The sequence below is a fragment of the Pseudomonas sp. c313 genome, assembly GCF_055407145.1.
The window spans coordinates 769,011-792,765 of record NZ_JBUZRD010000003.1 but is presented as its reverse complement, the minus strand read 5'-3'; the positions used below and the strand labels follow the sequence as shown (position 1 = coordinate 792,765).

Below are 23,755 nucleotides of genomic sequence, written 5' to 3'. Positions count from 1 at the left end.
CGCTCTACTCCGGTAACTGCGCCACACCGTCTTCATCGGTCATCGCACGCTCCAGCAGATCGGCCGGCAGGCTTTTACTGGCGCGAGCACCGAGCAGTTTCAGTTGCTCGGTACGACTGACCAGATTCCCGCGCCCATCCGTCAGCTTATTGCGCGCCGCGCTGTAAGCCTTGTCCAACTGCTGCAGGCGATTGCCCACCTCGTCCAGATCCTGGATAAACAACACGAATTTGTCATACAGCCAGCCAGCACGTTCGGCGATTTCCCGGGCGTTCTGGCTTTGCCGTTCCTGTTTCCACAGGCTGTCGATCACCCGCAGGGTCGCCAGTAACGTCGTCGGGCTGACGATGACGATGTTGCGGTCGAAAGCCTCCTGAAACAGGTTCGGCTCAGCCTGCAATGCAGCGGAAAACGCGGCTTCGATGGGCACGAACAGCAGGACAAAGTCCAAGCTGTGCAAGCCCTCCAGACGCTTATAGTCCTTGCCGGCGAGGCCTTTGACGTGGGTGCGCAAGGACAAGACATGCTGCTTGAGAGCGGCCTGGCCAATCACTTCATCGTCAGCGACAACGTACTGCTGATAGGCGGTCAGGCTGACCTTGGAGTCCACCACCACCTGCTTGTCGCCCGGCAACATGATCAGCACATCCGGCTGGAAGCGCTCGCCATCCGGGCCCTTGAGGTTGACCTGGGTCTGGTACTCGCGGCCTTTCTCCAGGCCTGCATGCTCAAGCACCCTTTCAAGAATCAACTCACCCCAGTTGCCCTGGGTTTTCTGGCCCTTGAGAGCGCGGGTCAGGTTGGTCGCTTCATCCGACAGGCGCAGGTTCAACTGCTGCAGGCGCTCAAGTTCCTTGGCCAGGGAAAAGCGTTCCCGTGCCTCGCTCTGATAGCTTTCTTCCACGCGTTTTTCGAAGGACTGAATGCGCTCCTTGAGGGGATCGAGCAGTTGTCCCAGGCGCTGCTGGCTGGTTTCGGCGAACCGCTGCTCGCGCTCGTCGAAGATTTTTCCGGCAAGCTCCGCGAACTGCGCCCGCAGTTCATCCCGCGAACCTTGCAGGTCGCTGAGGCGTTGCTGATGGCTTTCCTGTTGTTCCCGAAGTTCGGCGCGCAGGGCGGCCGACAAGGCATCAAGGCGCCGCAGCTCGACTTCCTTGGCAGAGCGCTCGATATTCCAGGCATGGGCGGCGTCGCGTGCGTTGTCGCGATCAATCTGCAACAACTCGACTTCCCGGCGCACAGCAGCAAGATCCGCCTGCTTGGCGGCATTGGCCTGGCTCAGGTCGCTGATTTCATCGCGACTGGCGTCCAATTGCGCCGCCAACCCTTCCTGGGCTAGTTGCGCGGTGGACAGGCGCTCTTCGAGCAATTCCCAGCCGGCCATTCGCGCACTCAGGCGTCGCTGAATCTGCCAGCACAGCACCAATAAAGGTAACGCAGCAGCAGCGAGACCCAGCGCCACACTGGTCCAGTCAAAAGCCATAGCCACTCCTGCCATCACCATAAAAGAAGAAGGTTAACCAAGCAGGCGCGCCGTGGACAGCTCAGTCTTCGATCTGGCCCAGTTCGCGCTGGGCACGGAGGTCGCCGGCACGAGCGGCCTGACGCAACAGATCGTGACCGATGCGCCGGTCCCGGGCGCTGCCACATTCGCGGCACATCAATTGGCCTAATCGACTTTGCGCGGCAACCACACCTTCACGGGCGGGCTGCTTGAGCAAGCGACCAGCGAAATGCTTGACGTTGGGGCTGTCAGCCAGGCGCGGGTTGTCCAGCAGCCACAAAGCGACCCTCAAGGAAAAACGCTTGGGTGCGGTAACAACAAGAGGGCTGTCGGTAACAGGAGGTGATACTGAGCGAAACTTCATAAAGCACTGTAGGGCAGAACGGAAGGCGCGCCACTCTACTCCTTTTTTCATACGGGTAAAGCTGAAAAAAACCTGCACGCCCGTCCTAGAGCAAGCGCTTGGGACAATCCACAGAAGCTGTGGATAACTCAGTGGACAACCCTCCTTTAATTCCCGCAAAGGCCCATGGAACGGGGGCCGCAGTCAAACTGACGATTTTTTCACCAATAAAAAAAAGCCAGATTTTTCATTGACTTAAATTTTCGTTGCAGGCATTCGAGGGTATTGCCAACCTTATGACTGTGAGGTGACACGCTGCGCAACCAATGTGCACAACTGCCCACCTGATGGTTATATCGCCGCCGCTTTTTAGCCACCCCTCCCCAAAAAACGTTACTGACGTCACACCACCGCCACTTTTCAAACGCTCTTGAGCTCGCCACACTGTTCGGCCTACATGAAAGGCATTCGGCTGGCAGCGACGACGACCGCGCTGATTTATCGAGGGCTTCTAGGGGCTGACTGAAGTATTTTCTCTAACGCGCTTCCTTTTCAGGATTCAATCCGTTATTATCCCCGGCGTTAGTACCAAGCTGAAAGTCAATTCTGGTCGAACAAATCCCCCCGCGACATAACTTTCCTAAAGAAGAGTGACTGTCCATATCGATGGGATCGACCACCTCGATGGTTTCCAGGTATCACTTGTGACGACACTGCCTTTGAATAATGCAAAGGGTGTCGCGAAGTCTCAATACTCTGACCGAACCAACCTGCAGATTGATCAGGATCTTCACCCTGGGCCCAGAACCTTTGCCCCTGTTGTGTTGCCTGCCCTCCTAAGTACCTACCTGCCAGCCCAAGCGCGCCAAACTAATTAGCGCTTCAAACTGGCTGCTTTGTTCCAGTCGGGCTCTTCGTTCGATCAATGGTGATCAACGTCACTGGAACGTTTTAATGTTGCACGGTTTTTAACCGTGTTATTTGTAGGAACACCAATAATATGTCCACTCAAATCCATACTCAGGATGCCATTCGCACCCTCACCAATGCTTTTGCACCAATGAATTGCCTGATCATGGCCGCTCGTAAAGGCTGCTTCAGCTTCACCCTGGTCAACGAACACGGCATCGCTCGTCACAGCGAACGCCTGTACCCCGATCAATACTCCAGCGCAGAACCGCTGCAGGCCGTGATCGAGCGTACCCGTCAGGCACTCATTGCCTGATCGACCCCCGACACTGAAAAACCCGAAACCCTGCCTGCAAAGCAGGGTTTTTTATTGCCTGAAATCCGAGCAATTGAACTTTCGATTAAGTTCAAACAGATATAACGGTTATAACCGAATGATAAAAATATTTTAAAAACAGTCTTTTACGTCGTAAATATGACACTACACTTCAACTCAAGCGGCATGATCCGCTTCCGGCGAGCCTGAGATCCGATTCACCGCTGCCAAGCGCCCCCCTTCTCAGGCCTCGTCGACCACTTCCACGCTTCGAGGGCTTTATGGGTATCGCCGCCAGCGAATTGTGTCGTTATGTGATCCGGCCCACCTTGATTTACCTGGGCCGCCACAGCCAAGCTGCGGAATCCCTGCTGCTGGGCATCGCTGCCAGCCAATCAGCCTTGGGTACCGCCCTGCATGACCGTCGCGGCCATGGCCTGTATCGCATCACCGAACTGCGCCACCGGGCCCTGTGGGACGAATACCTGGCCCTCGACCCAGAACGCGCCAGCCTGGTACGAGGTCTCGCCAGCCAACACGCATTCCTTAGCGGGCCCCAGCTTGAGTTGACGGTCAACCTGCGTTACGCCACTGCCATTGCCTGGCTGCTGGTGGAAAAACATCACCCCGCCCTACCCCCTCCCGACGACGTGCAGGCCATGGCGCGAATCTGGCGAGAAATCTTCCAACCCCAGGGCCGGCTGCGGGATTTTACCCGCGCCTGGCACACCTGTGTTTCACCGCTGAATCAGGTCGCCTGCTGATCGGGCAATTTGCATGATTCGACAAATGTCGCTTATTTTGGTCTGATTGTCCTACAAAACCGCTCTATCTCCTGCGTTTCAGCCTATAGCGCTAACTTGAAAATATTGTTACTTTCCGCAGCGGTGATCACCTCGGAGTTCTAATAATGAAAAAAGTAATGCTCAAGACCACACTTAGCCTCGCCGTTGCCATGGCCTCCTCCCAACTGTTCGCAAGCGGCTTTGCCCTTAACGAACAAAGCGTCAGCGGGATGGGTACCGGTTTTGCGGGTCGCTCTTCATCTGCCGATGATGCAAGCACTGTTTTTGGCAACCCTGCCGGTATGGCTCGCCTTGAAGGCCAGCAAGTCACGGGCGGTGTTGCAGTAATTGATGCCTCTAGCGACATCAGCGATACCAGCGGTCGCTCGCGCGGTAGCAACAAAGGCGACATGGTCCCGTTCACTGCAGTACCGTTCGGTTTCTACACCAATAAACTCAACGATCAGTGGGCTGTCGGTTTCGGTGTCTATGCACCATTTGGCCTGATTACTGACTACGAACGCGGCTTCCAGGGCAAAGCCTTCGGCAGCAAGAGCGAAGTTCAGGTCATCACGTTCCAGCCGACCATCAGCTACGCCTTCAATGACAAGGTTTCCATAGGTTTCGGTCCTACGATCAACCGCATTGCCGGCACCCTGGAATCGGAGCCAAGCCTGCAGGCCTTGGTCCCAGGCAGCGGCGACAACAAAGTCAAGGTCAAGGGCGACGACACCGCTCTGGGCTTCAACGCCGGCGTCCTGGTGCAAGCCACCGACACGACCCGCGTGGGCCTGACCTATCACTCGAAAGTGAAGTACAAGCTCGAAGGCCACACCGATGTGACCCCAGGTGCCGGCGTTCCAGCTACCGTCCTGGCCAACCGCCGCTACGACGCCTCGTTGAAGGTCGACACCCCTGAGTCCTGGGACCTGTCGGTCACCCAAGACCTCAGCGACGTCTGGAAACTCTACGCAGGTGCCACCTGGACCCGCTGGAGCCGCCTGAAAGACATCACCGTAGAGAACGAAGGCGTCACTCGCGCTGGCGGTATCGCTGCCCCCGGCATGGTCGGCACCATCAAGGAAGATCAGAACTGGCACGATACCTGGGCTTACGCCGTGGGTACTTCCTACAAGGTTCACCCTCAGTGGACACTGCGTACCGGCCTGACCTTCGACCAGTCGCCCACCAACAACACTGACCGTTCGCCACGCATCCCTACCGGTGACCGTGTGATTTTCAGCGTGGGCGCTGGCTACGATGTCATGCCGAACATGACCATCGACGTGGCCTACTCCTACCTGAAGGAAGAAAGCGTCAAGGTTGCTCGCAACAACGCCTTGGGCCAGTCCTACAACGCCAAGTATGAAAACAGTGCCAACGGCTTCGGCCTGGGCATGACCTACCGCTTCTGATTCACCGCGGTATGAAAAAGCCCCGCTCTCCTGCAAAGGAGGCGGGGCTTTTTAATGGGCGGCGATCAGGGCTTGGAAGCCAACGCCTGCTCCACCGCCTTGATCAGATCCGGGCTGTCGGGCTTGGTCAGGCTGGAGAAATTGGCAATCACCTTACCCTGGCGATCTACCACGTACTTGTAGAAGTTCCACTTGGGCGCGCTGCTTTGTTGCGCGAGGTTCTTGAACAGGTGCACAGCGTCTGGCCCCTTGACCTTCTGCGGCTCGGTCATGGTGAAGGTCACACCGTAATTGACGTAGCAGACCTTGGCCGTTTCCTCGCCGGTCTTGGCTTCCTGCTTGAAATCATCGGAAGGTACACCAATCACTTCCAGCCCATCGTCCTTATAGCGCTGGTACAACGCCTCAAGGCCTTTGAACTGGGGAGCGAACCCGCAGAAGCTGGCAGTGTTGACGATCACCAGCGGCTTACCGGCAAAGCGCTGGCACAGGTCGATGGACTCCTTGGCGCGCAACTTGGGCAATTGGCCTTCAAGCAACGCCGGGCAATCGGCAGCCATGGCGACACCGCCAAAAGCCGCCATCAGGGCAGGTACTGCAAACCAGCGCATCAGCATGTGGAATGTCCTTGAATAGGTTCAGACACAGAACTTAACAGATCGCCATGCCCAACTGCATCAACGCCAGGCCGCCCTGCTGCCACCCCCACCATGCCAGTAACAGCAGCAGGCCTGCTCCACCTGCCACGAACCAATGCCCTATCGAACTCATGCTGCCTCCATCTGCGCCTGCAATCGGGCCACCGGGCGCTCACGCACCGGCCAGTTCAAGGCAGCGGCGAGCACGCTCAAGACAATCGCCACTTGCCAGATCAAATCGTAGTTGCCGGTTCGATCATAGACCACGCCGCCCAGCCAGCCACCGAGGAACGAACCCAGTTGGTGGAACAGGAACACGATCCCACCCAGCATGGAAAGGTTTCTGACACCGAACAGGGTTGCTACCGTGCCATTAGTCAGCGGTACAGTGGACAGCCACAAGAAGCCCATGGCCATGCCGAACAGGTAGGCACTCATTTCAGTCACCGGCGCCCACAGGAACAGCACGATCACCACAGCCCGCAACAGGTACAAGCCGGTCAACAGCCGCGGCTTGGACATCCGCCCGCCGAGCCAACCGGCCGTGTAGGTGCCGAAGATATTGAACAAGCCAATCAACGCCAACACCGTCGTACCCACGGTGGCCGGCAGATGCTGGTCCACCAGATACGCTGGCAAATGCACACCAATAAATACCACCTGGAAACCGCAGACGAAAAAGCCAAAAGCCAGCAACCAGAAACCGGAATGGGAACAGGCTTCGTGCAGCGCTTCACGTAGTGTCTGCTGGCCTGCCAACACCGGCAGCGGGCGATCCTTGAGCATGGTCACCAGCGGCACAATCAACGCCACCAGAAGGCCCAGCACCAGCAACGCGGCAGACCAGCCGAGCCAACCGATCAAGCCGAGGGTGCCTGGCAACATGGCGAACTGGCCGAAAGAGCCGGCCGCACTGGCAATACCCATGGCCATGCTGCGTTTCTCCGCTGGCACGGCGCGCCCCACCACGCCAAGAATCACCGAGAACGAAGTACCGGAAAGGCCAATCCCGATCAATAAACCGGCACTCAGCGACAGCGACCATGCCGAGTCCGACAAGCCCATGAACACCAGACCCAGGGCATAAAGTACGCCGCCAATCATCACCACTTTTGCCGCACCGAAGCGGTCGGCCACGGCGCCGGTGAAAGGTTGGGCCAGGCCCCAGATCAGATTTTGCAAGGCGATGGCAAAGGCAAAGGTTTCGCGCCCCCAGCCAAATTCTGCACTCATGGGCGCCAGGAATAGGCCAAAGCCATGCCGCACACCCAGGGACAGAGCCAGGATCAGCGCACTCCCGACAAGAATCCAGCCACTGGTACGCCACATCGAGGTCATTTCTTATTCTCCGCTAACGGGTATATACCCGCTTATGATCGAACAAGCTTGCGTTTAAGCAAGTTCGTCCAGCAAGGCCAACAGGGTTTCGCGCTTTTCTGCTCCCAACCGATCAATCAGCTTCTGCTGCGCCGCTTCCCAGGCGGGCAAGGCCGCGGCAAGCCGCTCATTGCCTGCCTCGGTGAGCAACACCAGGCGATTGCGCAGATCATCTCCCTCGACCAATTGCACCAGGCCTTCGCCCTCCAGCACCCGCAGATTGCGCCCCAGGGTGCTGCGATCCAGGCCCATGGCATCGGCCAGGCTGGAAATACTCGGTTGATCAAGACGCTGCAGGTTGCATAGCAAAGAATACTGGGCGACGTTGATCCCGAAGCCGTCGAGAGCGCCGTCGTAATGCCTGCTGACGCCACGAGCGGCGCGACGCAGGTTGGTACATAAACATTGGGAGGCAAGCATGGAGCGTGTATATACCCGCGATTAAGGAAATGCAAGAAACTGTTACAAAGCCAGACCGATCAACACCGCCACTTCCAGCAGTTCCAGCAGGGCACCGGCGGTGTCGCCGGTGGTGCCGCCCAGTCGATTGACCATCAGTTGGCGCAAGCCAATGAAGCAGATGGCCGCCAGTAACACCGCTATCCCACCGCTGAAGCCGCCGATCAAGATACACGCCAGACCACTGAGGATCAGCACCTGTTGGCCGACGATCCGCGGTAAATGATCCGATAACGCCTGGCCCAGTCCTCCGGCCCGCACATAGCGAGTGGTAAGAAAAAGCGCCAACATCGAGCTGCGACCAATCAACGGTGCCAGGAGCAGCGCTGCGCCGTTGTGCTGTTCGATCAGGGCCACCAGCGCAGTAAATTTAAGCAGCAACACCAGGCCCAGGGTAACCACGGCAATCGGCCCGCTGCGAGGGTCTTTCATGATGGTCAGGGTACGCTCGCGGTCACCAAAACCGCCCAGCCAGGCATCAGCGCTGTCGGCCAGGCCGTCCAGGTGCAAGCCGCCGCTGAGCAACACCCACGCCGTCAGCAACAACGCCGCATGTAACAGCAACGGCGCGCCCATCAGTACCGTGTTCAAGCCCCACAGCAACAGCCCGAACAACAGCCCCACCAGCGGATAGAACAGCAGTGAACGCCCCAGTTCCTGCGGCTGCGGCATACCCGGCAAGCGGATCGGTAAGCTGCTGAGAAACTGCAGGGCAATCCAGAATGGCAACATGATCAGGCGCCTTCCCTTAATACACCATCGGCCTCGACCTGCAGGCTGAACAAGCCGCCGTGGCCGACTTCAACATTCAATAGCTGCTCACGGGGCAAGCCTCGGGCCTGGGCCAGCAGCAAGCGCATGACCCCGCCGTGACTGATCAACAGCACTCGTTGGCCGGTATAAGCCTGATGCAAACGCGAGACGGCGCCGCGCACACGGTTGGAAAACTGCTCCACCGGTTCGCCATTGGGCGGGGTGAAACGATAGGGATCAGCCCAGAACAAGCCCAGCGCCTCGGCATCGGTTTCCATCAACGTCACAGCGCTCTGCCCTTCCCAGGCGCCGAAATGCAGCTCTTGCAAATCCTTTTCCAGGGTCACCGGCAGGTTCAGGCGCACACCCAACTCGTCGGCAAAGCGCGCGCAACGTTGCAGCGGCGAGCTGACCAAACGGTCCCACGGCCCCCGCTCGATCACAGCAGCACGCATCTGCTCCCAGCCCTTGGCCGTCAACGCATCGTCCAGGCTGCCGCGCAAGCCGCCGCCCAGTTCGGTTTCACCGTGACGCAGCAAGTCCAGGTGCAAGGTCATGCCGGACGATCCGCTACAGCGGCTTCGGCAAAGGTCGCCATCTGACCGTGCAGCGCGCAAGCCAGGCGCAGCAACGGCACCGCCAACGCAGCGCCACTGCCTTCGCCCAGGCGCAGACCCAGTTCCAGCAGCGGTTCAGCGTTAAGACTTTCCAGCACATGACGATGGCCCGGCTCGGCACCGCGATGGCCGAATAGCAGCCACTCGCGGCACACCGGGTTCAAGCGTGTGGCTACCAGGGCCGCGACGGTGCAGATAAAACCGTCCACCAACACCACGACACCCTCTTGGGCGCAGGCCAGATAAGCACCGACCAACGCGGCAATCTCGAAACCACCCAGGTTGAACAGGGTTTGCAGCGCATCGCCGCGCTGAGCCGCATGCAAGACCAAGGCACGCTCGATCACGGCCACCTTATGGCTGATGCCCTGGGCGTTCAAGCCAGTACCTGGCCCGGTCAAGTCACTCACTCGGCAGCCCAGCAACGCACACGCCAGCGCACTGGCTGCCGTGGTGTTGCCGATACCCATCTCGCCGCCAATGAACAATTGAGCGCCGCCCGCGACAGCCCGGCGCACGCTGTCGCGCCCCGCTTCCAGGGCCAGGCGGCCTTGGGCCTCGGTCATCGCCGGGCCGTTGACGAAGTTGGCGGTGCCCGCGCCGATATTCAGGTGACGCACACCCGGCAGGTTCAACGACGGCGTGACGGTGCCCAGGTCGATTACTTCCAGTTGCGCATCCAACTGACGGGCCAACACGCTGATGGCAGCGCCGCCAGTGACGAAGTTGTGCAGCATCTGCCCGGTGACTTCCTGGGGAAATGCGGAGACTCCTTCGGCAACCACGCCGTGATCGCCGGCAAAGATTGCGACCCACAGGTGGTCGAGGCTCGGTTTGACTTGCCCTTGCAAGCCGGCCAGTTGCACTGCCACTGTTTCCAACTGGCCGAGGGAGCCGGCGGGTTTGGTCAGCTGTTGTTGACGGGCCAGGGCTTGGTCGTGCGCTTGGGCGTCAATAGCCTTACAAGGGTTGAGCCACCAGGTGTCAGTCATAACGCAGTACCTTTCAAAGTCAGGGGCAGGCCGGCGACGGTCAGGACAACACGCTGACAACGCTCGGCCAGGGCTTGATGCAGCCAACCGGCTTCATCGACATAGCGGCGAGTCAATTCGCCCAGCGGCACGACACCCAGTCCGGTCTCGTTGCTGACAAAGATGATTTCACCTGGCAGGAAGGCCAGGATTTGCAGCAGGGCGTCGCGCTCTGAGGCAAGACGTGCGGGGTCTTCGAGCATGAGCAGGTTGGTTAGCCATAGGGTCAGGCAGTCGACCAGCAGGCAGCGGTCGGGGCCGGCGGCTTCCCGTAGGACGCGGGCCAGTTCGATGGGTTCTTCGATCAGGCTCCATTCAGCTGGGCGGCGCTGGCGATGCAGGGTGACGCGCTCGTTCATTTCGCCGTCCAGGGGTTGGCTGGTGGCTATGTAGGTGACCGGGAGCGCGCTATTCGCGGCGAGTTTTTCGGCGAGGCGGCTTTTGCCGGAGCGGGCGCCGCCCAGGATTAGTTGGAGCATGGGGTGGGGCCTCTTTTTTTGATTGTGTGTGTGTATCCGTTGCTGCGGTAACGGCGGCTTGGGGTTTCGCTCTTACAGCGACTCACTTTTGAAAGAGCCCAAAAGTAAGCAAAAGGCTCTTGCCCCACCACTTGGTGCCTCGCTGTGGCTCGGCATGCCTTCACTCCGGCATTGCTCCGTGGGCCGCCGCGATGGGCCATCCTTGGCCCAGCGCGGCTAAACCGGCGTCCTGCCGGTTTACCCACGGAGCAATACCTGCGTTCAGCCATCGTGGTTAACGGGGCACCTAAGATCAAAAGCAAAAGCACGGCGGCCTGGTAGCCGACCTGAGTGGTGAGAAGCAAGAGCGGATCCACTGCCCACTGTAGGAGCAAGCTTGCTCGCGATGGTCGTTAACGATGACACGGGCTTCCTGGATGAATGCGGTGCCTGTGAGCCCATCGCAGGCGAGCCAGCTCGCTCCAGAAAGCGGATTGGCGGGCACTGGCTTTTGATCTGGTTCTTGATCTGCCTGCCCATAAAACCAGAGGCCGAACGCAGGCATTGCTCCGTGGGTAAACCCGGCTCCCACACTGGATCGGTGTACACCCTCAAACCCCACACAACGAACGCAACAATCCTGTATCCAAATGCTGCTCCACCAAATCCGCCAACCGCTCAATATCCCGCTCGCGAAGGGCGTGGTAATCCACCTCCTGCACATCCTCCAACCCCGCCCAGCGCAACAACGCACTGCAAGCGGCCGGAGTCTCAAACAACCCATGCAGATAAGTACCAAGAATCTGCCCGTCGGCACTTTGCGCACCATCCTTACGACCGTCATCCAAAACCACCGCCGGTCGCGACAAGGCACTGCCACTGGTCACACCCGCATGAATCTCATAACCACTGACCTCAGCGTCTTCCAACAGCAACCGCCCGCGAACATTGCGCAGTTGCTTCTCTTCTTCCAGCGTCGTGCTAAACACCAAAAGCCCCAGCCCCTCACTGGAACCGCAGGGCCCTTCCAGCCCCAACGGGTCATGCACCTGCTCGCCAAGCATCTGCAACCCACCGCAAATCCCCAACACCTTGCCGCCATAGCGCAAGTGCCGGCCCAGCGCCACGTCCCAACCATTGGCCCGCAAATAGGCCAAGTCGCTACGTACGCTTTTCGACCCCGGCAAGATAATCAGGTCAGCCGCAGGAATCGCCTGCCCCGGCCCGACAAACTGCAAATCCACCTGGGGATGCAGCCGCAGCGGATCAAAATCCGTGTGGTTGCTGATACGCGGCAATACCGGCACCACTACCTTGAGCACCTGCGCCGCCTTGTCGATCTGACGCTGGTCGATGCCGTCTTCGGCCTCCAGGTGCAAATCCATCACGTAAGGCAGAACACCCACCACCGGCTTGCCGGTGCGTTCTTCCAGCCAGTCCAGTCCCGGTTGCAGCAGCGCGATATCGCCACGAAAACGGTTGATGATGAAACCCTTGACCCGCGCCTGCTCCGAAGGCGACAGCAATTCCAGCGTCCCTACCAAATGAGCAAACACCCCGCCGCGATTGATGTCGGCGATCAACAGCACTGGGCAATCCACCGCTTCGGCAAAGCCCATGTTGGCGATGTCGTTGGCTCGCAGATTGATCTCGGCGGGTGATCCGGCACCTTCCACCATCACCACCGGATACGCCGCGCTCAAGCAGGCATGGGACGCCAACACCGCTTGCATGGCGATGGCCTTGTAATCGTGATAAGCCACCGCATTCATGGTGGTGACGGCCCGGCCATGGATGATGACCTGCGAACCGGTGTCGCTATTGGGTTTGAGCAGCACCGGATTCATATCGGTGTGAGGCGCCAGCTTCGCCGCCTGGGCCTGGACCGCCTGGGCCCGGCCAATCTCGCCGCCCTCGGCAGTCACCGCGCTGTTGAGCGCCATGTTCTGCGGTTTGAACGGCACCACCGCCACGCCCTGGCGCACCAGCCAGCGGCACAAGGCGGTGACCAAGGTACTTTTGCCGGCATCGGACGTGGTGCCCTGCACCATCAAGGTACTCATGATGCTTCCTTGTACGCGGTGAGCGCTTGTTCCAGGCGCAGCCAGTCAGCGTCGGTACCCGGCAGGCCAAAGCGCAGGCTGCTGTCGTGGACAAACAGGCGCAGCAGAATGCCGCGCTGGGCCATGAATTCGTGCAGGTGCTCGGCGCAGTCGGTAATCAACCACTGGAACAGCGCGCAGCCGCCTTGCGGTCGCAGGCCATGACGCTCCAGCAGTTCAAACAGTCGCTGGCTGGCTTCTTCGCAGCGCAGGCGCTGGCGCGTATGGCCGGCGACATCCTTAAGGCACACCTGGCCCAACACCCGCGTCGGCCCGCTGACCGCCCATGGCCCGACTTGTTCAGCAAGCAACTTGAGCAACTTGCGCTCGGCCAGGACAAAGCCCAGTCGAACCCCGGCCAGGCCAAAAAACTTACCGAACGAGCGCAATACGATCAAGCCCACCTGATGGGTCTGGCTCGCCAGGCTTAACTGTGGGGTGTTGTCCATAAAGGCCTCATCCACCACCAGCCAGCCGCCGCGTTGGGCCAGGCGTGCGTGCCAGTCCAGCAGGCGTTGCGGCGTGAGGCTCAGGCCGGTGGGGTTGTTGGGGTTGACCACCACCAGCACGTCAAGGCTGTCGAGGAAGAAGTCCACTTCCTGCTCCAATACTTCACGCACGATATAACCGGCGCGGCGCCAGGCTTCGGCGTGCTCGGCATAGCACGGCGACAGCACGCCGACCTTGCCCGAACGACGCAGACGCGGCAGCAATTGGATTGCGGCCTGGGAGCCGGGCACCGGCAGCACCTGGGCGGCGCCGTAGTACTCGCAGGCGGCCGCCTCCAGGCCATCATCGGTTTCCGGCAGGCGCGCCCAGGCCCGCAGCGGGACCTCGGGGATCGGCCAGGGCCAGGGCGCCAGGCCGCTGGACAGGTCCAGCCAGTCGGCCTCGCTGATGCCGTATTGCATTGCTGCCTTGCGCAGCCGACCACCGTGCTCAAGCATAAAATTCAGCCCCCACACACAGAATCAACAACCATAGCCACACGCCGCGCTGCACCAGTTGCCAGCCCTGGTCGATGGAATCGGCACTCGCCGGCACACCTTCGCCCAATTGCGGACGCTGATGCAGTTCGCCGTGATAAATCGCTGCCCCGCCCAACTCGACACCCAGGGCACCTGCGCCCGCAGCCATCACCGGACCGGCGTTGGGGCTGTCCCAAGTTGGGCCTTGAGTGCGCCAGCACTTGAGCGCCAGCCGAGTTTTGCCCAGTAGCGCGTAGGTCAACGCCACCAACCTTGCAGGAATATAGTTGAGCAGATCGTCGATCTTCGCCGCAGCCCAGCCAAAACGTTCAAAACGTTGGTTGCGATAACCCCACATGGCATCCAGGGTATTGCTCAAGCGATAGAGCACCACGCCGGGCACGCCGGCGATGACAAACCAGAACAGCGCGGCGAACACCGCATCGCTGCCGTTTTCCAATACCGATTCGGTGGCGGCGCGTGCAACTTCGGTGTGGTCCAGCTCGCTGGTTTGGCGGCTGACCAGATAACCGACGCGCTTGCGCGCCTCGTCCAGGTCATCACTGCGCAGGGCCTGGGCCACGGGCGCCACGTGTTCGCCAAGGCTGCGCATACCGAGGGCGCAATACAACGCGAGGATCTCGATCACCCAACCCACATACGGCGCCCACGACAAGGCCGTGGCCAGCAGGGTCAGCGGCACCACCGCGATCACCCAGGCGGTCACGCCATGGCTGCGCCAGCCACGGCCACCCGAGTTGAAACGCTGCTCGATACGCCCGGCGAAATTACCGAATGCCACCAGCGGATGCCAGCGCCTGGGTTCGCCCAGCAGCGCATCCAGCGCCACGGCAGCGACACTCAGCAAGGCCACACTCATTGACTCACTCCCCAATAATTCTCATACAGCATGTCACTCAATGGACGCGGTTCGGTCCAGCCTTCCAGCTGCAACATCGGTGCCGGGTAGAACTCGGTCACCGGGCCCAGGCACAGCACCGCCAGGGGCTTGGCACCCGCCGGCAAACCCAGCAGATCGGCCAGGGCCTGGGGCTCGAACAACGACACCCAGCCCATGCCCAGCCCTTCGACCCGGGACGCCAGCCATAGATTCTGGATCGCGCAGGACAAGGACGCCATGTCCATTTCCGGCAAGGTGCGACGGCCGAAGATATGCCGTTCGCGGTCATCCATCAGCGCGGCCACCAGCACCTCAGCGCACTCGTTGATGCCTTCGACCTTGAGCTTCATAAACTGGTCGGAACGCTCGCCGAGGGCTTCGGCGGTGCGAATACGCTCTTCTTCCACCAGTTGCTGAATCTTGCCCCGCAGGTCGCGGTCGCTGATGCGGATGAAACGCCACGGCTGCATCAGGCCGACGCTGGGCGCCTGGTGGGCGGCTTGCAGCAAACGGTGAAGCAGCTCGGGAGCGACAGTGCCGCCGCTGAAGTGGCGCATGTCGCGGCGTTCGGCGATGGCCCGGTAGACGGCTTCGCGGTCGGCCTGGGGGAAGGTGTTGTCGGTCATGGCCTCATTGCGGGCAAGCCCGCTCCCACATTGGCTTGGGTGTCTGGCACAAATAACGCTGCAATCGCTGTCGGGTTGGACGGGAAATAAAAGTGCACATAAGAGGCGGTCATCCGGCCCTGCCGATAAACCGCCTCGGCGCCGCGTCCGCCGTTGGGGCTCAGGCCCCGGGCAATCGGCTGCCATTGGGTACTGGTCAGGGAATGATGGTAGGTGTGGCCGCGCAGAACGCCTTCGGGCAAATCGACACTTTGCAGCGCCAGGGCGGCCAGGCGCTTTTGCATCACAGCATCGCCCTGAAGCAGTCCGAGTAACTCGGCGCGGGTGCCATCGACATCGGTGAGCGAGTCCAGCAAATACAGCATGCCGCCGCATTCGGCCAACAAGGGCTTGCCGGCGCCATGGTGGGCGCGGATGGCGGTCAGCATCGAAGTGTTTTGCGACAACGCCAGGTGATGCAGTTCCGGATAACCACCGGGCAGGTACAGGCTGTCAGCTTCTGGCAGTTCACAATCATGAATCGGCGAGAAGAAGCGCAACTCGGCGCCCATCGCTCGCAACAAGTCGAGGCTGGCGCCGTAGGTAAAGGCAAAGGCTTCGTCACGGGCAACGGCAATCCGTACACCGGCCAGCAACGGTTCGGCCTCTATCGGCTCAGGCGCGGCGAACTCTACCGGCGGCGGCAGCGCTACCTCGCAACTGCTACCCAACGCTTGCGCGGCGGCATCCAGGCGCAGATCCAGGTCATTCAATTCGCTGGCTTGCACCAGCCCAAGATGACGACTCGGCAGCTCGATACCGGTCTCCCGCGACAATGCGCCGTACCAGCGCAGGCCTTCGGTAAGGCTACCCTCCAGCAACTGCGCATGACGCAGGGTGCCGACGCGATTGGCCAGCACCCCGGCGAACGGCAGATCAGGCTGGTAACGGGCGAGCCCCAAGGCCAAAGCGCCAAAAGTCTGGGCCATCGCCGTGCCGTCGATTACCGCCAGCACCGGCACGCCAAAATGCCGCGCCAGGTCAGCGCTGGACGGCGTGCCGTCGAACAGGCCCATGACGCCTTCGATCAAAATCAGGTCGGCCTCCCCCGCCGCGTCCCACAACAGCCGCCGACTTTCCTGCTCGCCGACCATCCACATGTCCAATTGATAGACCGGCGCACCGCTGGCGCGCTCGTGGATCATCGGGTCGAGAAAGTCCGGGCCGCACTTGAACACGCGGACCTTGCGCCCGAGATTGCGGTGCAAGCGGGCCAGTGCGGCGGTGACGGTGGTTTTGCCCTGGCCTGACGCCGGCGCGGCGATCAAGACTGCAGGGCAGTGACGGGACTGCTTCAAAGTTCAATGCCCTTCTGTGCCTTGATACCGGCCTGGAACGCGTGTTTGAGCACGCCCATTTCAGTAACGGTGTCGGCCATTTCAATCAGTTCCGGCTTGGCGCCGCGGCCGGTGACCAGTACATGCTGCATCGGCGGGCGGGCTTGCAGGTCGCTGAGGACCTGGTCCAGGTCGAGGTAGCCGTGCTTGAGGGCGATGTTCAACTCATCCAGCACCACCAGACCGATGGACGGATCGCGCAGCATTTCCTGGGACACCACCCAGGCGGCTTCGGCCGCGGCGATGTCGCGCTGGCGGTCCTGGGTTTCCCAGGTAAAGCCTTCGCCCATCACATGGAAACGCACTTGCTCGGGGAAGCGGCGGAAAAACAGCTCTTCACCGGTGCTGTTGCGGCCCTTGATAAACTGCACCACACCACACTGCATGCCGTGGCCCATGGCCCGGGCCAGCATGCCAAAGGCTGAACTGCTCTTGCCTTTGCCATTGCCGGTGAGCACCAGCAGCAATCCGCATTCGTTCGGTGAATTGGCAATGCGCTCATCGATCACCGCTTTTTTGCGCAGCATGCGCGCCAGGTGGCGTTCGTCACGATCGGGGGATTCAGTCATGGCAGCTCTCCGTTGGGGCTGGACAAAAACGGCGGGCAGGAAAAGAGAAAGCAAACAGCCAAGCATCGCCCACCGTGATGCTGTTGGATGAATCAGGCCGGTCTCCGGGCTCATGAGTGGCGTTGCGCGCCGAGGGTGCGCCTTCCCATATCGCGGGGCGATACAGTGGCGAAAGCACCGTCTTGACTCATTTACCGTTGCGGGGGCAGCGCCGGGATCGTGGCTTCACTGTGTACAAGTGCGCTCACTCACCGGTTTCCCTGTTTCACTCTGTTGACGCACACGCCACAGAGCACCTGAAACAAGCGGCGAAGGTTAGTGGGTTGGGGGTGGAGCGTCAATTAAAGCTGGCGGCGCACTTGAACCATCGCAGCGCGTCGTGCCTCTATGACTACAGGTATTGAGGAGAAAAATATGCATAAGACCCGACTCGCCTTACTCATCATCGTCGCTGGCACCCTGGCCGCTTGCGGTGATAGTTCCACCTTGCAAGTGTCCGACGGCACCGGCCCCTCGCCCAAGCTGCCGGAGCCGAACAAAACCCTGATCCCCACCGTGAATATCGCCCCGGCGATTGGTTGGCCGGACGGCGTCAAGCCCACTGCGGCGGCCGGCACCCAGGTGGCAGCGTTCGCCGAAGGCCTGGATCACCCGCGCTGGCTGTACGTACTGCCCAATGGTGATGTGCTGGTGGCGGAAACCAACGCACCGCCCAAGCCGGACGATTCCAGGGGCATTCGCGGCTGGGTGATGGGCAAGGTCATGGGCCGAGCCGGCGCTGGCGTGCCGAGCCCGAACCGCATCACCCTGCTGCGGGACGCCGACCACGATGGCGTCGCTGAAACCCGCACGGTGTTCCTGGAAAACCTCAACTCGCCGTTCGGCATGACCCTGGTGGGCAACGACCTGTACGTCGCTGACTCGGACAAGCTGTTGCGCTTCCCCTATCAGTCAGGCGAAACCTCCATCAAGGAGGCTGGCACCAAGGTCGTCGACCTGCCGGGTGGCCCTCTGAACCATCACTGGACCAAAAACGTGGTGGCCAGCAAAGATGGCAACAAGCTGTACGTCAGCGTCGGCTCCAACAGCAACGTCGCGGAAAACGGCCTGGAAGCGGAGCAAGGTCGGGCGGCGATTTGGGAAGTAGACCGCGCCACCGGCCAGCACCGCATCTTCGCATCTGGCCTGCGCAACCCCAACGGCATGGCCTGGGAGCCGCAAAGCGGCAAACTGTGGACGGCGGTCAACGAACGGGATGAAATCGGTAGCGACCTGGTGCCGGACTACATCACCTCGGTCAAGGATGGCGGCTTCTATGGCTGGCCGTTCAGCTACTACGGCCAGCACGTCGATGTGCGCGTGACCCCACAAGACCCAGACCTGGTGGCCAAGGCCATTGCACCGGACTATGCGGTCGGCCCGCACACTGCATCACTGGGCCTGACCTTTGCCGAGGGCAGCAAGTTGCCAGCACCGTTCAGTAACGGCGCGTTTATCGGCCAGCATGGCTCGTGGAATCGCAAGCCTCACAGTGGTTACAAAGTGATCTTTGTACCGTTTGAAGCGGGCAAGCCGAAAGGGCAACCGGTGGATGTACTGACCGGGTTCCTCAACAGCGATGAGAAAGCCATGGGCCGGCCAGTGGGCGTGGTGATCGATCAGCAGGGGGATTTGCTGGTGGCCGATGATGTGGGGAATAAAGTGTGGCGGGTGTCAGCGACTAAATAACCTGCTAACAAGCCTCAAGCTGCAAGTGGCCGTTAGGCGCCTTCTTGCAGCTTATAGCTTGAAGCTTGTAGCTGCTTCTTAGGGATTACGCGCCAGATGTTCCGGCGGCAATACGCGCTTGGCGCTCAGGTAGGCATTCTGCCAATACGCCTTGGATAGCGTGTCCAGCTTCACCGTACCGCCCGTTTGCGGGGCATGCACAAAGCGCCCTTCGCCCACATAGATTCCCGCGTGGCTGACCTGCGAGCCACCATTGGTGGCAAAAAAGAGTAGGTCGCCGGTTTGCAGGGCATCTTCACTCACATCCTGGGCACGCATCACGATCAGTTCGCGGGTGGTGCGTGGCAAGGAGATACCGGCAGCGTCACGGTAGACAAAACCAATCAGGCCGCTGCAATCAAACCCCGAGTCCGGCGTATTGCCGCCCCAGCGATAAGGCGTGCCGACCAGACCCAACGCACGAAAAAGCACGTCTTCGGCAGCCGGAGAAAAGGTTTGGGTGGAATAGTTGAACACCGGCTTGGGCTTGACGGCCACGGGAGGTGGACGACTTGCGCAGGCGCTGAGCAGCGCGGCGCAAATGACAAGAATTAGGCGGGCCGAGGTCGACATGGGCAGAACGATCCTGATCTGGATGCGGCTTTCGTTACCGAAGGCTGAAAACCAGACCGCGCAAGCAAAGCTCGCGCGATCAGTTCACAACAATATCCAAGGATTCTAGCGCTTACACGTCAAACTTCAAGTATCACTTTAACTTTACTTGCGGGAGGTAACGGTAGTCGGGGCCATGGCCAGGGCGCGCTTGGCTTCGATAAAGGTCTTGCTCCAGTAACTATCGCCCAACTTATCGACCCGAACGCCACCGCTACGACGGCTGCTGGAGTGGATAAATTGGTCATCGCCCAGGTAAATACCGGCGTGACTGACGCGACCACGACCATTGGTACTAAAGAAAAGCAGATCACCAGGCTTGAGGTTGTTGCGAGCGACCAACGGTGCATCAACGTTGATCATTTCACGAGTGGAACGCGGCAGCTTCATGCCGGCCTCTTCGCGAAACAGGTAACCGATGAAACCGCTGCAATCGAAACCGGCTTCAGAGGTACCGCCGAAACGGTAACGGGTGCCGACCAAGGACAGACCGCGCTCGAGGATGCTGTCGGCCAGAACTGGAAGCTGATAAGGCTTGCTGTCGGAAAACTCAGCCAGTTCTTTTTCTGTCGCTACTTCTTCTGAATAGACAGCTTCCTGATAAGCAGTGGAAGACTGCGCAGCGACAAATTTTTGTTGATTGTGTTGTTGAGGCTTTTGCTGCTCAGCCACCTGTTGAGGGTGGGTGGCGCAACCAAACAACAGGGTAACGAGTGCGAGAGGCACGAGGGGTGCGAAGCGATTTAGCATGGGCACGACCGTGGCTGGATGTGTAAAGAAGCCGAGACTATGCCTTCTATCATATCGATTTGCAAATTCAATCGTGATCCATGTGACTTCTTGTTTGGGCCATGACATCTAAGCCCTTAAACCCCTACAAGACCCTTTTGCGTGGCCAAACAGGCTAAAACGCAGGATTTCTGGCGCCTGCAAAATGCCAAGAGCCCCTATTTTAAAGGGCTGGCTACCAGCCGAGGGTTTCTTTCAGGAAAGGAATAGTCAGCTTGCGCTGGGCCTGCAAAGAGGCTTGATCGAGGCGTTCGAGCAATTCGAACAGAGCACTCATGCTGCGGGTGCCACGGGTGAGGATAAAGTGCCCGACTTCATCGGTAAGGTGCAGGCCCCGACGGGACGCACGCAATTGCAGGGCGCGCAGCTTGTCTTCATCAGACAGTGGGCGCATCTGGAAAATCAGTGCCAGGGTCAGGCGAGACTTGAGATCCGCCAGCTTCACCGGCAACTCCCGAGGCGAGGTGGACGCAGCAATCAGCAAGCGCCGCCCGCTGTCACGCAAGCGGTTGAACAGATGAAACAGCGCCTCTTCCCAATCCGCCCGCCCCGCAACTGCTTGCAGGTCATCCAGGCAAACCAGTTCGTATTGTTCAAGGTTGTCGAGGATTTCGGTGCCCCGATCTAGTAACTCGGCCAAAGGCAGGTACACCGCCGGTTCGCCCATCTGCTCAAAACGCAGGCAAGCGGCCTGCAACAAGTGGGTACGTCCCACGCCGTCCTTGCCCCAGAGGTAAATCAGGCTTTCGGTCCACCCGGCGTCGGCTTCGCAAAGCCGCTCGACATAGCCGAGTGCAGCGGCATTGGCGCCTGGGTAGTAATTGATAAAGGTAGCGTCGTCACGCAGACGCACACCTAGGGGCAGCTGAATCGGTTTCATGCTGACTGAACGGTTCCAATCGGACCGTTAGTGGCCTCTGTGAAAAGTGTGCAAAGTTTATACCCGTGACGCCGGGTGCACAATGCAGCAGACCACAAGCAAAATCAAAGGTTTGCGTTAACGTGCTGGATTTCATAGAGATTATTTGACGCCACGGCCACTGGCCTGGGGAGCAACTACGACAAACCCGGCACTGAGCCGGGTTTGTGAGGGCGCGCTGAACCTCGACCTTATAGATTGGGCTCGTCGACACCGGTGTAGACATCTGAATCCTTGTACAGGTCGTGCACATGGCGCACCAGTACCATGATCACTGCCGCCACTGGCAATGCCAGCAGGATGCCGGTAAAGCCAAACAGTTCACCGCCCGCCAGGATCGCAAAGATCACCGCCACCGGGTGTAGACCGATCCGATCCCCCACCAGCAATGGCGTCAGCACCATGCCTTCCAGCGCCTGGCCCACCATGAATACCGCGACAATCCCCAGCATCGGGTAGAAGTCACCGCCAAACTGGAACAGCCCGGCCACCAGCGCCGCACCAATGCCAATGACAAACCCCATGTACGGCACAATCGCCGCGAGGCCAGCAATCAGGCCGATCAACAGGCCCAGTTCCAGACCGATTGCCATCAGCCCCGCCGCATAGATAATCCCCAGGGCCAACATCACCAGCAACTGACCACGAACGAACGCGCCGAGCACTTCATGGCACTCTCCTGCCAGGGAGACGATGCGCTCCTCACGGCTACGCGGCAACAGGCTGCGGATCTTCGCCATCATCAGGTCCCAGTCCCGCAGCAGGTAGAACGCCACCACCGGGATCAACACCAGATTGGTCAACCAGCCGATCAGCGCCAGGCTGGAAGCCGTCGCCTGACTGAGGACAATCCCGACAATATCGGTGGTCTGCCCCATGTGCTCGCTGATGGCGGCCTTGACCTTGTCGAATTTCCAGAAGCCATCGGCCAGGCCAAGCTTGGCCTGAGCCCAAGGCATGGCAGTGTGTTGCAGCCAATCGAGCATTTGCGGCGCCAACTCATAGAGGCGAAACAATTGCTTGGCCAACATCGGTACCAGCACCAGCAGCAGCGCCATGACAATCAGGGTGAACAGCGCAAACACCGCCACCACACCCCAGGTGCGCGACAACCCAACCTTTTCCAGGCGATCCACTAAGGGATCGAACAGATAGGCCAGCAGCAGCGCAACCAGGAACGGCGTCAATATCGAATGCAGCAAGAATACAAAAACGCACAGCACGACGATCCCGCCAAGCCACACCCAACGACGCGAATCCGCCATAAACCACTCCATCTGTTAGTTGCTTCTATATAAGGAAGAACAGTTACCAACGAAAACGCAGTTGCGGCGTCGGCTCGACCTGCGGCGCGGGCGCCGGTTGCGCACCTTCGGCCGTCGGCTGCTGGACGGGCGCAGGTGCAGGCACCTCACCGGCCGGCACCTCCTGCAACTTCGCCAGACTCAACTGGGTGCGCAACTGGTCGGCGCTGCCATTGACCCGATAGATGATACGACCGCCATCAACCCGTTGCAGTTGCGCGCCAAACGGCTCCAGCAAGTGCCCCAAGGCAGCGTAGCGCTCCAGGGTCATGCCCTGCACCTCAAGCAGTTGCTCGCTGGTTGCCCCCGCCTTGACTGCAAAGCGCGGCGCCAGGCGCTCACTCACGGCCAACAGCACCGCGTCGGCCAGGGCCGCGGTATCTGCGCCTTGGACGGTGCCCTGCTCGGCTTTATCGCCCAGCCACAAACGCCATTTGGCTTGCCATTGCCCGCCCTCTTCACGGGCATGCACCGCCAGCATGGCATCGGCACCGTAACGTTCCGACGCCGAGCGCAGTGGCGCGGGGTCAGCGCTTTCAAGATTAGGTGCGGTGGCGACGATCTGCTCATCGAGATCGCCCAATGGCAGGCGCAACGGCAAACCTCGATGCTGGGCCGCGCGACGCAATGGCTGTGCAGCGGCCTGGCCGTCACCGACCAGGCTGCTGCCTTCGGTGGAATCACTCAGCCACCAACCAAGGATCGATGGCCGATTGCTGCCCCACAGCGCCAGGCCTGCTTCGCGCAAGGCGCGATCGGTGCTGACCGGGTCGAAATCTACCTGCAGGCTTTCAGGCGGGCCGGCATCGTAGCCGTACTGGCTGATGATTTGTTGCGGGTCCTTGCGGATTGCCGCCAGGCCGGGGCCTTTGGCTGCCTTGGCGTCGCCGGTCAAGCGAATCACCAGGGTTTCCAAGGCACGCTGGGTCGCCTGGGCGCGCTCATCCGGCGTCTGGCTGCTGACAGGTTCGAGTACTTGATAGAGGCCATTGAGGGTTTCGGCATGACTCGCCAGGCTGACCAATGACAAACAGCCTACAAAAAAGAATTTACACAAACGCATGGAAGATTCCCGAACGACAAAAAAGCGGCTGGAATAGACCGCGTGAGCACTGTTAAGCAAGGCTGTGACCACAGCGACCAGCAAAACATTCACAAGATCCTGGTAAGTTTTTGTACCGTCATAACGATAGCCGGTTAAAGGCTATACCTTATAT

Annotated in this window: 24 protein-coding genes and 1 riboswitch; of the genes, 4 read left to right on the top strand and 20 right to left on the bottom strand. The window is 60.0% G+C overall.

Annotated features, from left to right (window positions below; genetic code table 11):
* Positions 1-4: 4 nt before the first annotated feature.
* Both ACZRKZ_RS13215 and ACZRKZ_RS13210 read right to left on the bottom strand, forming a co-directional pair.
* Positions 5-1,369: a DNA recombination protein RmuC gene (locus ACZRKZ_RS13215; RefSeq protein WP_463969980.1), complete on the bottom strand. Its 1,365-nt coding sequence runs from the start codon at positions 1,367-1,369 to the stop codon at positions 5-7.
* Positions 1,370-1,544: 175 nt separating this feature from the next.
* Positions 1,545-1,868 (bottom strand): sel1 repeat family protein, encoded by a 324-nt coding sequence (locus ACZRKZ_RS13210; RefSeq protein ID WP_463981794.1) that lies wholly within the window; start codon positions 1,866-1,868, stop codon positions 1,545-1,547.
* A gap of 979 nt (positions 1,869-2,847) precedes the next feature.
* Here ACZRKZ_RS13210 and ACZRKZ_RS13205 point away from each other — a divergent pair.
* The 3 genes from ACZRKZ_RS13205 (at position 2,848) to ACZRKZ_RS13195 (ending at position 5,272) form a co-directional block, all read left to right on the top strand.
* Entirely contained in the window at positions 2,848-3,072 is a 225-nt protein-coding gene (locus ACZRKZ_RS13205; protein ID WP_019407963.1) for a hypothetical protein, read from the top strand.
* A 281-nt stretch (positions 3,073-3,353) separates the two neighbouring features.
* Positions 3,354-3,836: a hypothetical protein gene (locus tag ACZRKZ_RS13200; protein WP_463969836.1), complete on the top strand. Its 483-nt coding sequence runs from the start codon at positions 3,354-3,356 to the stop codon at positions 3,834-3,836.
* A 146-nt stretch (positions 3,837-3,982) separates the two neighbouring features.
* Positions 3,983-5,272, top strand: coding sequence for an OmpP1/FadL family transporter (locus ACZRKZ_RS13195; RefSeq protein ID WP_463981793.1), 1,290 nt, complete (start codon positions 3,983-3,985; stop codon positions 5,270-5,272).
* 65 nt (positions 5,273-5,337) lie between these two features.
* Here ACZRKZ_RS13195 and ACZRKZ_RS13190 read toward each other — a convergent pair whose 3' ends face one another.
* From ACZRKZ_RS13190 to cobO, 13 genes are all read right to left on the bottom strand, one after another.
* A complete protein-coding gene (locus ACZRKZ_RS13190; RefSeq protein ID WP_463981792.1) occupies positions 5,338-5,889 on the bottom strand; it encodes a glutathione peroxidase in 552 nt (183 codons plus the stop codon).
* A gap of 150 nt (positions 5,890-6,039) precedes the next feature.
* Entirely contained in the window at positions 6,040-7,239 is a 1,200-nt protein-coding gene (locus ACZRKZ_RS13185; protein WP_463981835.1) for an MFS transporter, read from the bottom strand.
* A gap of 63 nt (positions 7,240-7,302) precedes the next feature.
* Positions 7,303-7,707 (bottom strand): MarR family winged helix-turn-helix transcriptional regulator, encoded by a 405-nt coding sequence (locus ACZRKZ_RS13180; RefSeq protein WP_149412115.1) that lies wholly within the window; start codon positions 7,705-7,707, stop codon positions 7,303-7,305.
* 42 nt (positions 7,708-7,749) lie between these two features.
* Complete coding sequence (locus ACZRKZ_RS13175; RefSeq protein WP_463981791.1) at positions 7,750-8,478, bottom strand: adenosylcobinamide-GDP ribazoletransferase; 729 nt, start codon at positions 8,476-8,478, stop codon at positions 7,750-7,752.
* 2 nt (positions 8,479-8,480) lie between these two features.
* Positions 8,481-9,056 (bottom strand): alpha-ribazole phosphatase family protein, encoded by a 576-nt coding sequence (gene cobC, locus ACZRKZ_RS13170; protein ID WP_463969832.1) that lies wholly within the window; start codon positions 9,054-9,056, stop codon positions 8,481-8,483.
* Entirely contained in the window at positions 9,053-10,108 is a 1,056-nt protein-coding gene (gene cobT / locus ACZRKZ_RS13165; protein ID WP_463981790.1) for a nicotinate-nucleotide--dimethylbenzimidazole phosphoribosyltransferase, read from the bottom strand. Before cobT ends, cobC begins: the two co-directional genes overlap by 4 nt.
* Positions 10,105-10,626: a bifunctional adenosylcobinamide kinase/adenosylcobinamide-phosphate guanylyltransferase gene (gene cobU, locus ACZRKZ_RS13160; protein ID WP_463969830.1), complete on the bottom strand. Its 522-nt coding sequence runs from the start codon at positions 10,624-10,626 to the stop codon at positions 10,105-10,107. Before cobU ends, cobT begins: the two co-directional genes overlap by 4 nt.
* Positions 10,627-11,216: 590 nt before the next feature.
* Positions 11,217-12,668, bottom strand: a complete 1,452-nt coding sequence (locus tag ACZRKZ_RS13155; protein WP_463981789.1) for a cobyric acid synthase — start codon at positions 12,666-12,668, stop codon at positions 11,217-11,219.
* Positions 12,665-13,654, bottom strand: a complete 990-nt coding sequence (cobD, locus tag ACZRKZ_RS13150; RefSeq protein ID WP_463981788.1) for a threonine-phosphate decarboxylase CobD — start codon at positions 13,652-13,654, stop codon at positions 12,665-12,667. The genes ACZRKZ_RS13155 and cobD overlap by 4 nt, the downstream gene beginning before the upstream one ends.
* Complete coding sequence (cbiB, locus tag ACZRKZ_RS13145) at positions 13,647-14,555, bottom strand: adenosylcobinamide-phosphate synthase CbiB (protein WP_463969827.1); 909 nt, start codon at positions 14,553-14,555, stop codon at positions 13,647-13,649. Before cbiB ends, cobD begins: the two co-directional genes overlap by 8 nt.
* Positions 14,552-15,202, bottom strand: coding sequence for a 5,6-dimethylbenzimidazole synthase (gene bluB / locus ACZRKZ_RS13140; RefSeq protein ID WP_463981787.1), 651 nt, complete (start codon positions 15,200-15,202; stop codon positions 14,552-14,554). Before bluB ends, cbiB begins: the two co-directional genes overlap by 4 nt.
* Positions 15,199-16,539, bottom strand: coding sequence for a cobyrinate a,c-diamide synthase (locus tag ACZRKZ_RS13135; protein ID WP_463981786.1), 1,341 nt, complete (start codon positions 16,537-16,539; stop codon positions 15,199-15,201). The genes bluB and ACZRKZ_RS13135 overlap by 4 nt, the downstream gene beginning before the upstream one ends.
* Positions 16,536-17,147, bottom strand: coding sequence for a cob(I)yrinic acid a,c-diamide adenosyltransferase (gene cobO, locus ACZRKZ_RS13130; protein WP_463969824.1), 612 nt, complete (start codon positions 17,145-17,147; stop codon positions 16,536-16,538). Before cobO ends, ACZRKZ_RS13135 begins: the two co-directional genes overlap by 4 nt.
* Positions 17,148-17,225: 78 nt before the next feature.
* A riboswitch (cobalamin riboswitch) is annotated at positions 17,226-17,462 on the bottom strand.
* 99 nt (positions 17,463-17,561) lie between these two features.
* Here cobO and ACZRKZ_RS13125 point away from each other — a divergent pair.
* A complete protein-coding gene (locus ACZRKZ_RS13125; protein ID WP_463981785.1) occupies positions 17,562-18,875 on the top strand; it encodes a PQQ-dependent sugar dehydrogenase in 1,314 nt (437 codons plus the stop codon).
* Positions 18,876-18,953: 78 nt separating this feature from the next.
* Here ACZRKZ_RS13125 and ACZRKZ_RS13120 read toward each other — a convergent pair whose 3' ends face one another.
* From ACZRKZ_RS13120 to ACZRKZ_RS13100, 5 genes are all read right to left on the bottom strand, one after another.
* On the bottom strand, positions 18,954-19,487 hold the full coding sequence (locus ACZRKZ_RS13120) for a C40 family peptidase (RefSeq protein ID WP_463969822.1): 534 nt from the start codon (positions 19,485-19,487) through the stop codon (positions 18,954-18,956).
* Positions 19,488-19,631: 144 nt separating this feature from the next.
* Positions 19,632-20,276 carry a C40 family peptidase gene (locus ACZRKZ_RS13115; protein ID WP_463969821.1) on the bottom strand — a complete coding sequence of 215 codons (645 nt, stop codon included), beginning with the start codon at positions 20,274-20,276 and terminating at the stop codon, positions 19,632-19,634.
* Between the two features lie 214 nt (positions 20,277-20,490).
* On the bottom strand, positions 20,491-21,195 hold the full coding sequence (hda, locus tag ACZRKZ_RS13110) for a DnaA regulatory inactivator Hda (RefSeq protein ID WP_463969820.1): 705 nt from the start codon (positions 21,193-21,195) through the stop codon (positions 20,491-20,493).
* A gap of 230 nt (positions 21,196-21,425) precedes the next feature.
* Complete coding sequence (locus tag ACZRKZ_RS13105) at positions 21,426-22,499, bottom strand: AI-2E family transporter (RefSeq protein WP_463969819.1); 1,074 nt, start codon at positions 22,497-22,499, stop codon at positions 21,426-21,428.
* 43 nt (positions 22,500-22,542) lie between these two features.
* Positions 22,543-23,601 carry a DUF2066 domain-containing protein gene (locus ACZRKZ_RS13100; protein ID WP_463969818.1) on the bottom strand — a complete coding sequence of 353 codons (1,059 nt, stop codon included), beginning with the start codon at positions 23,599-23,601 and terminating at the stop codon, positions 22,543-22,545.
* Positions 23,602-23,755: the final 154 nt, after the last annotated feature.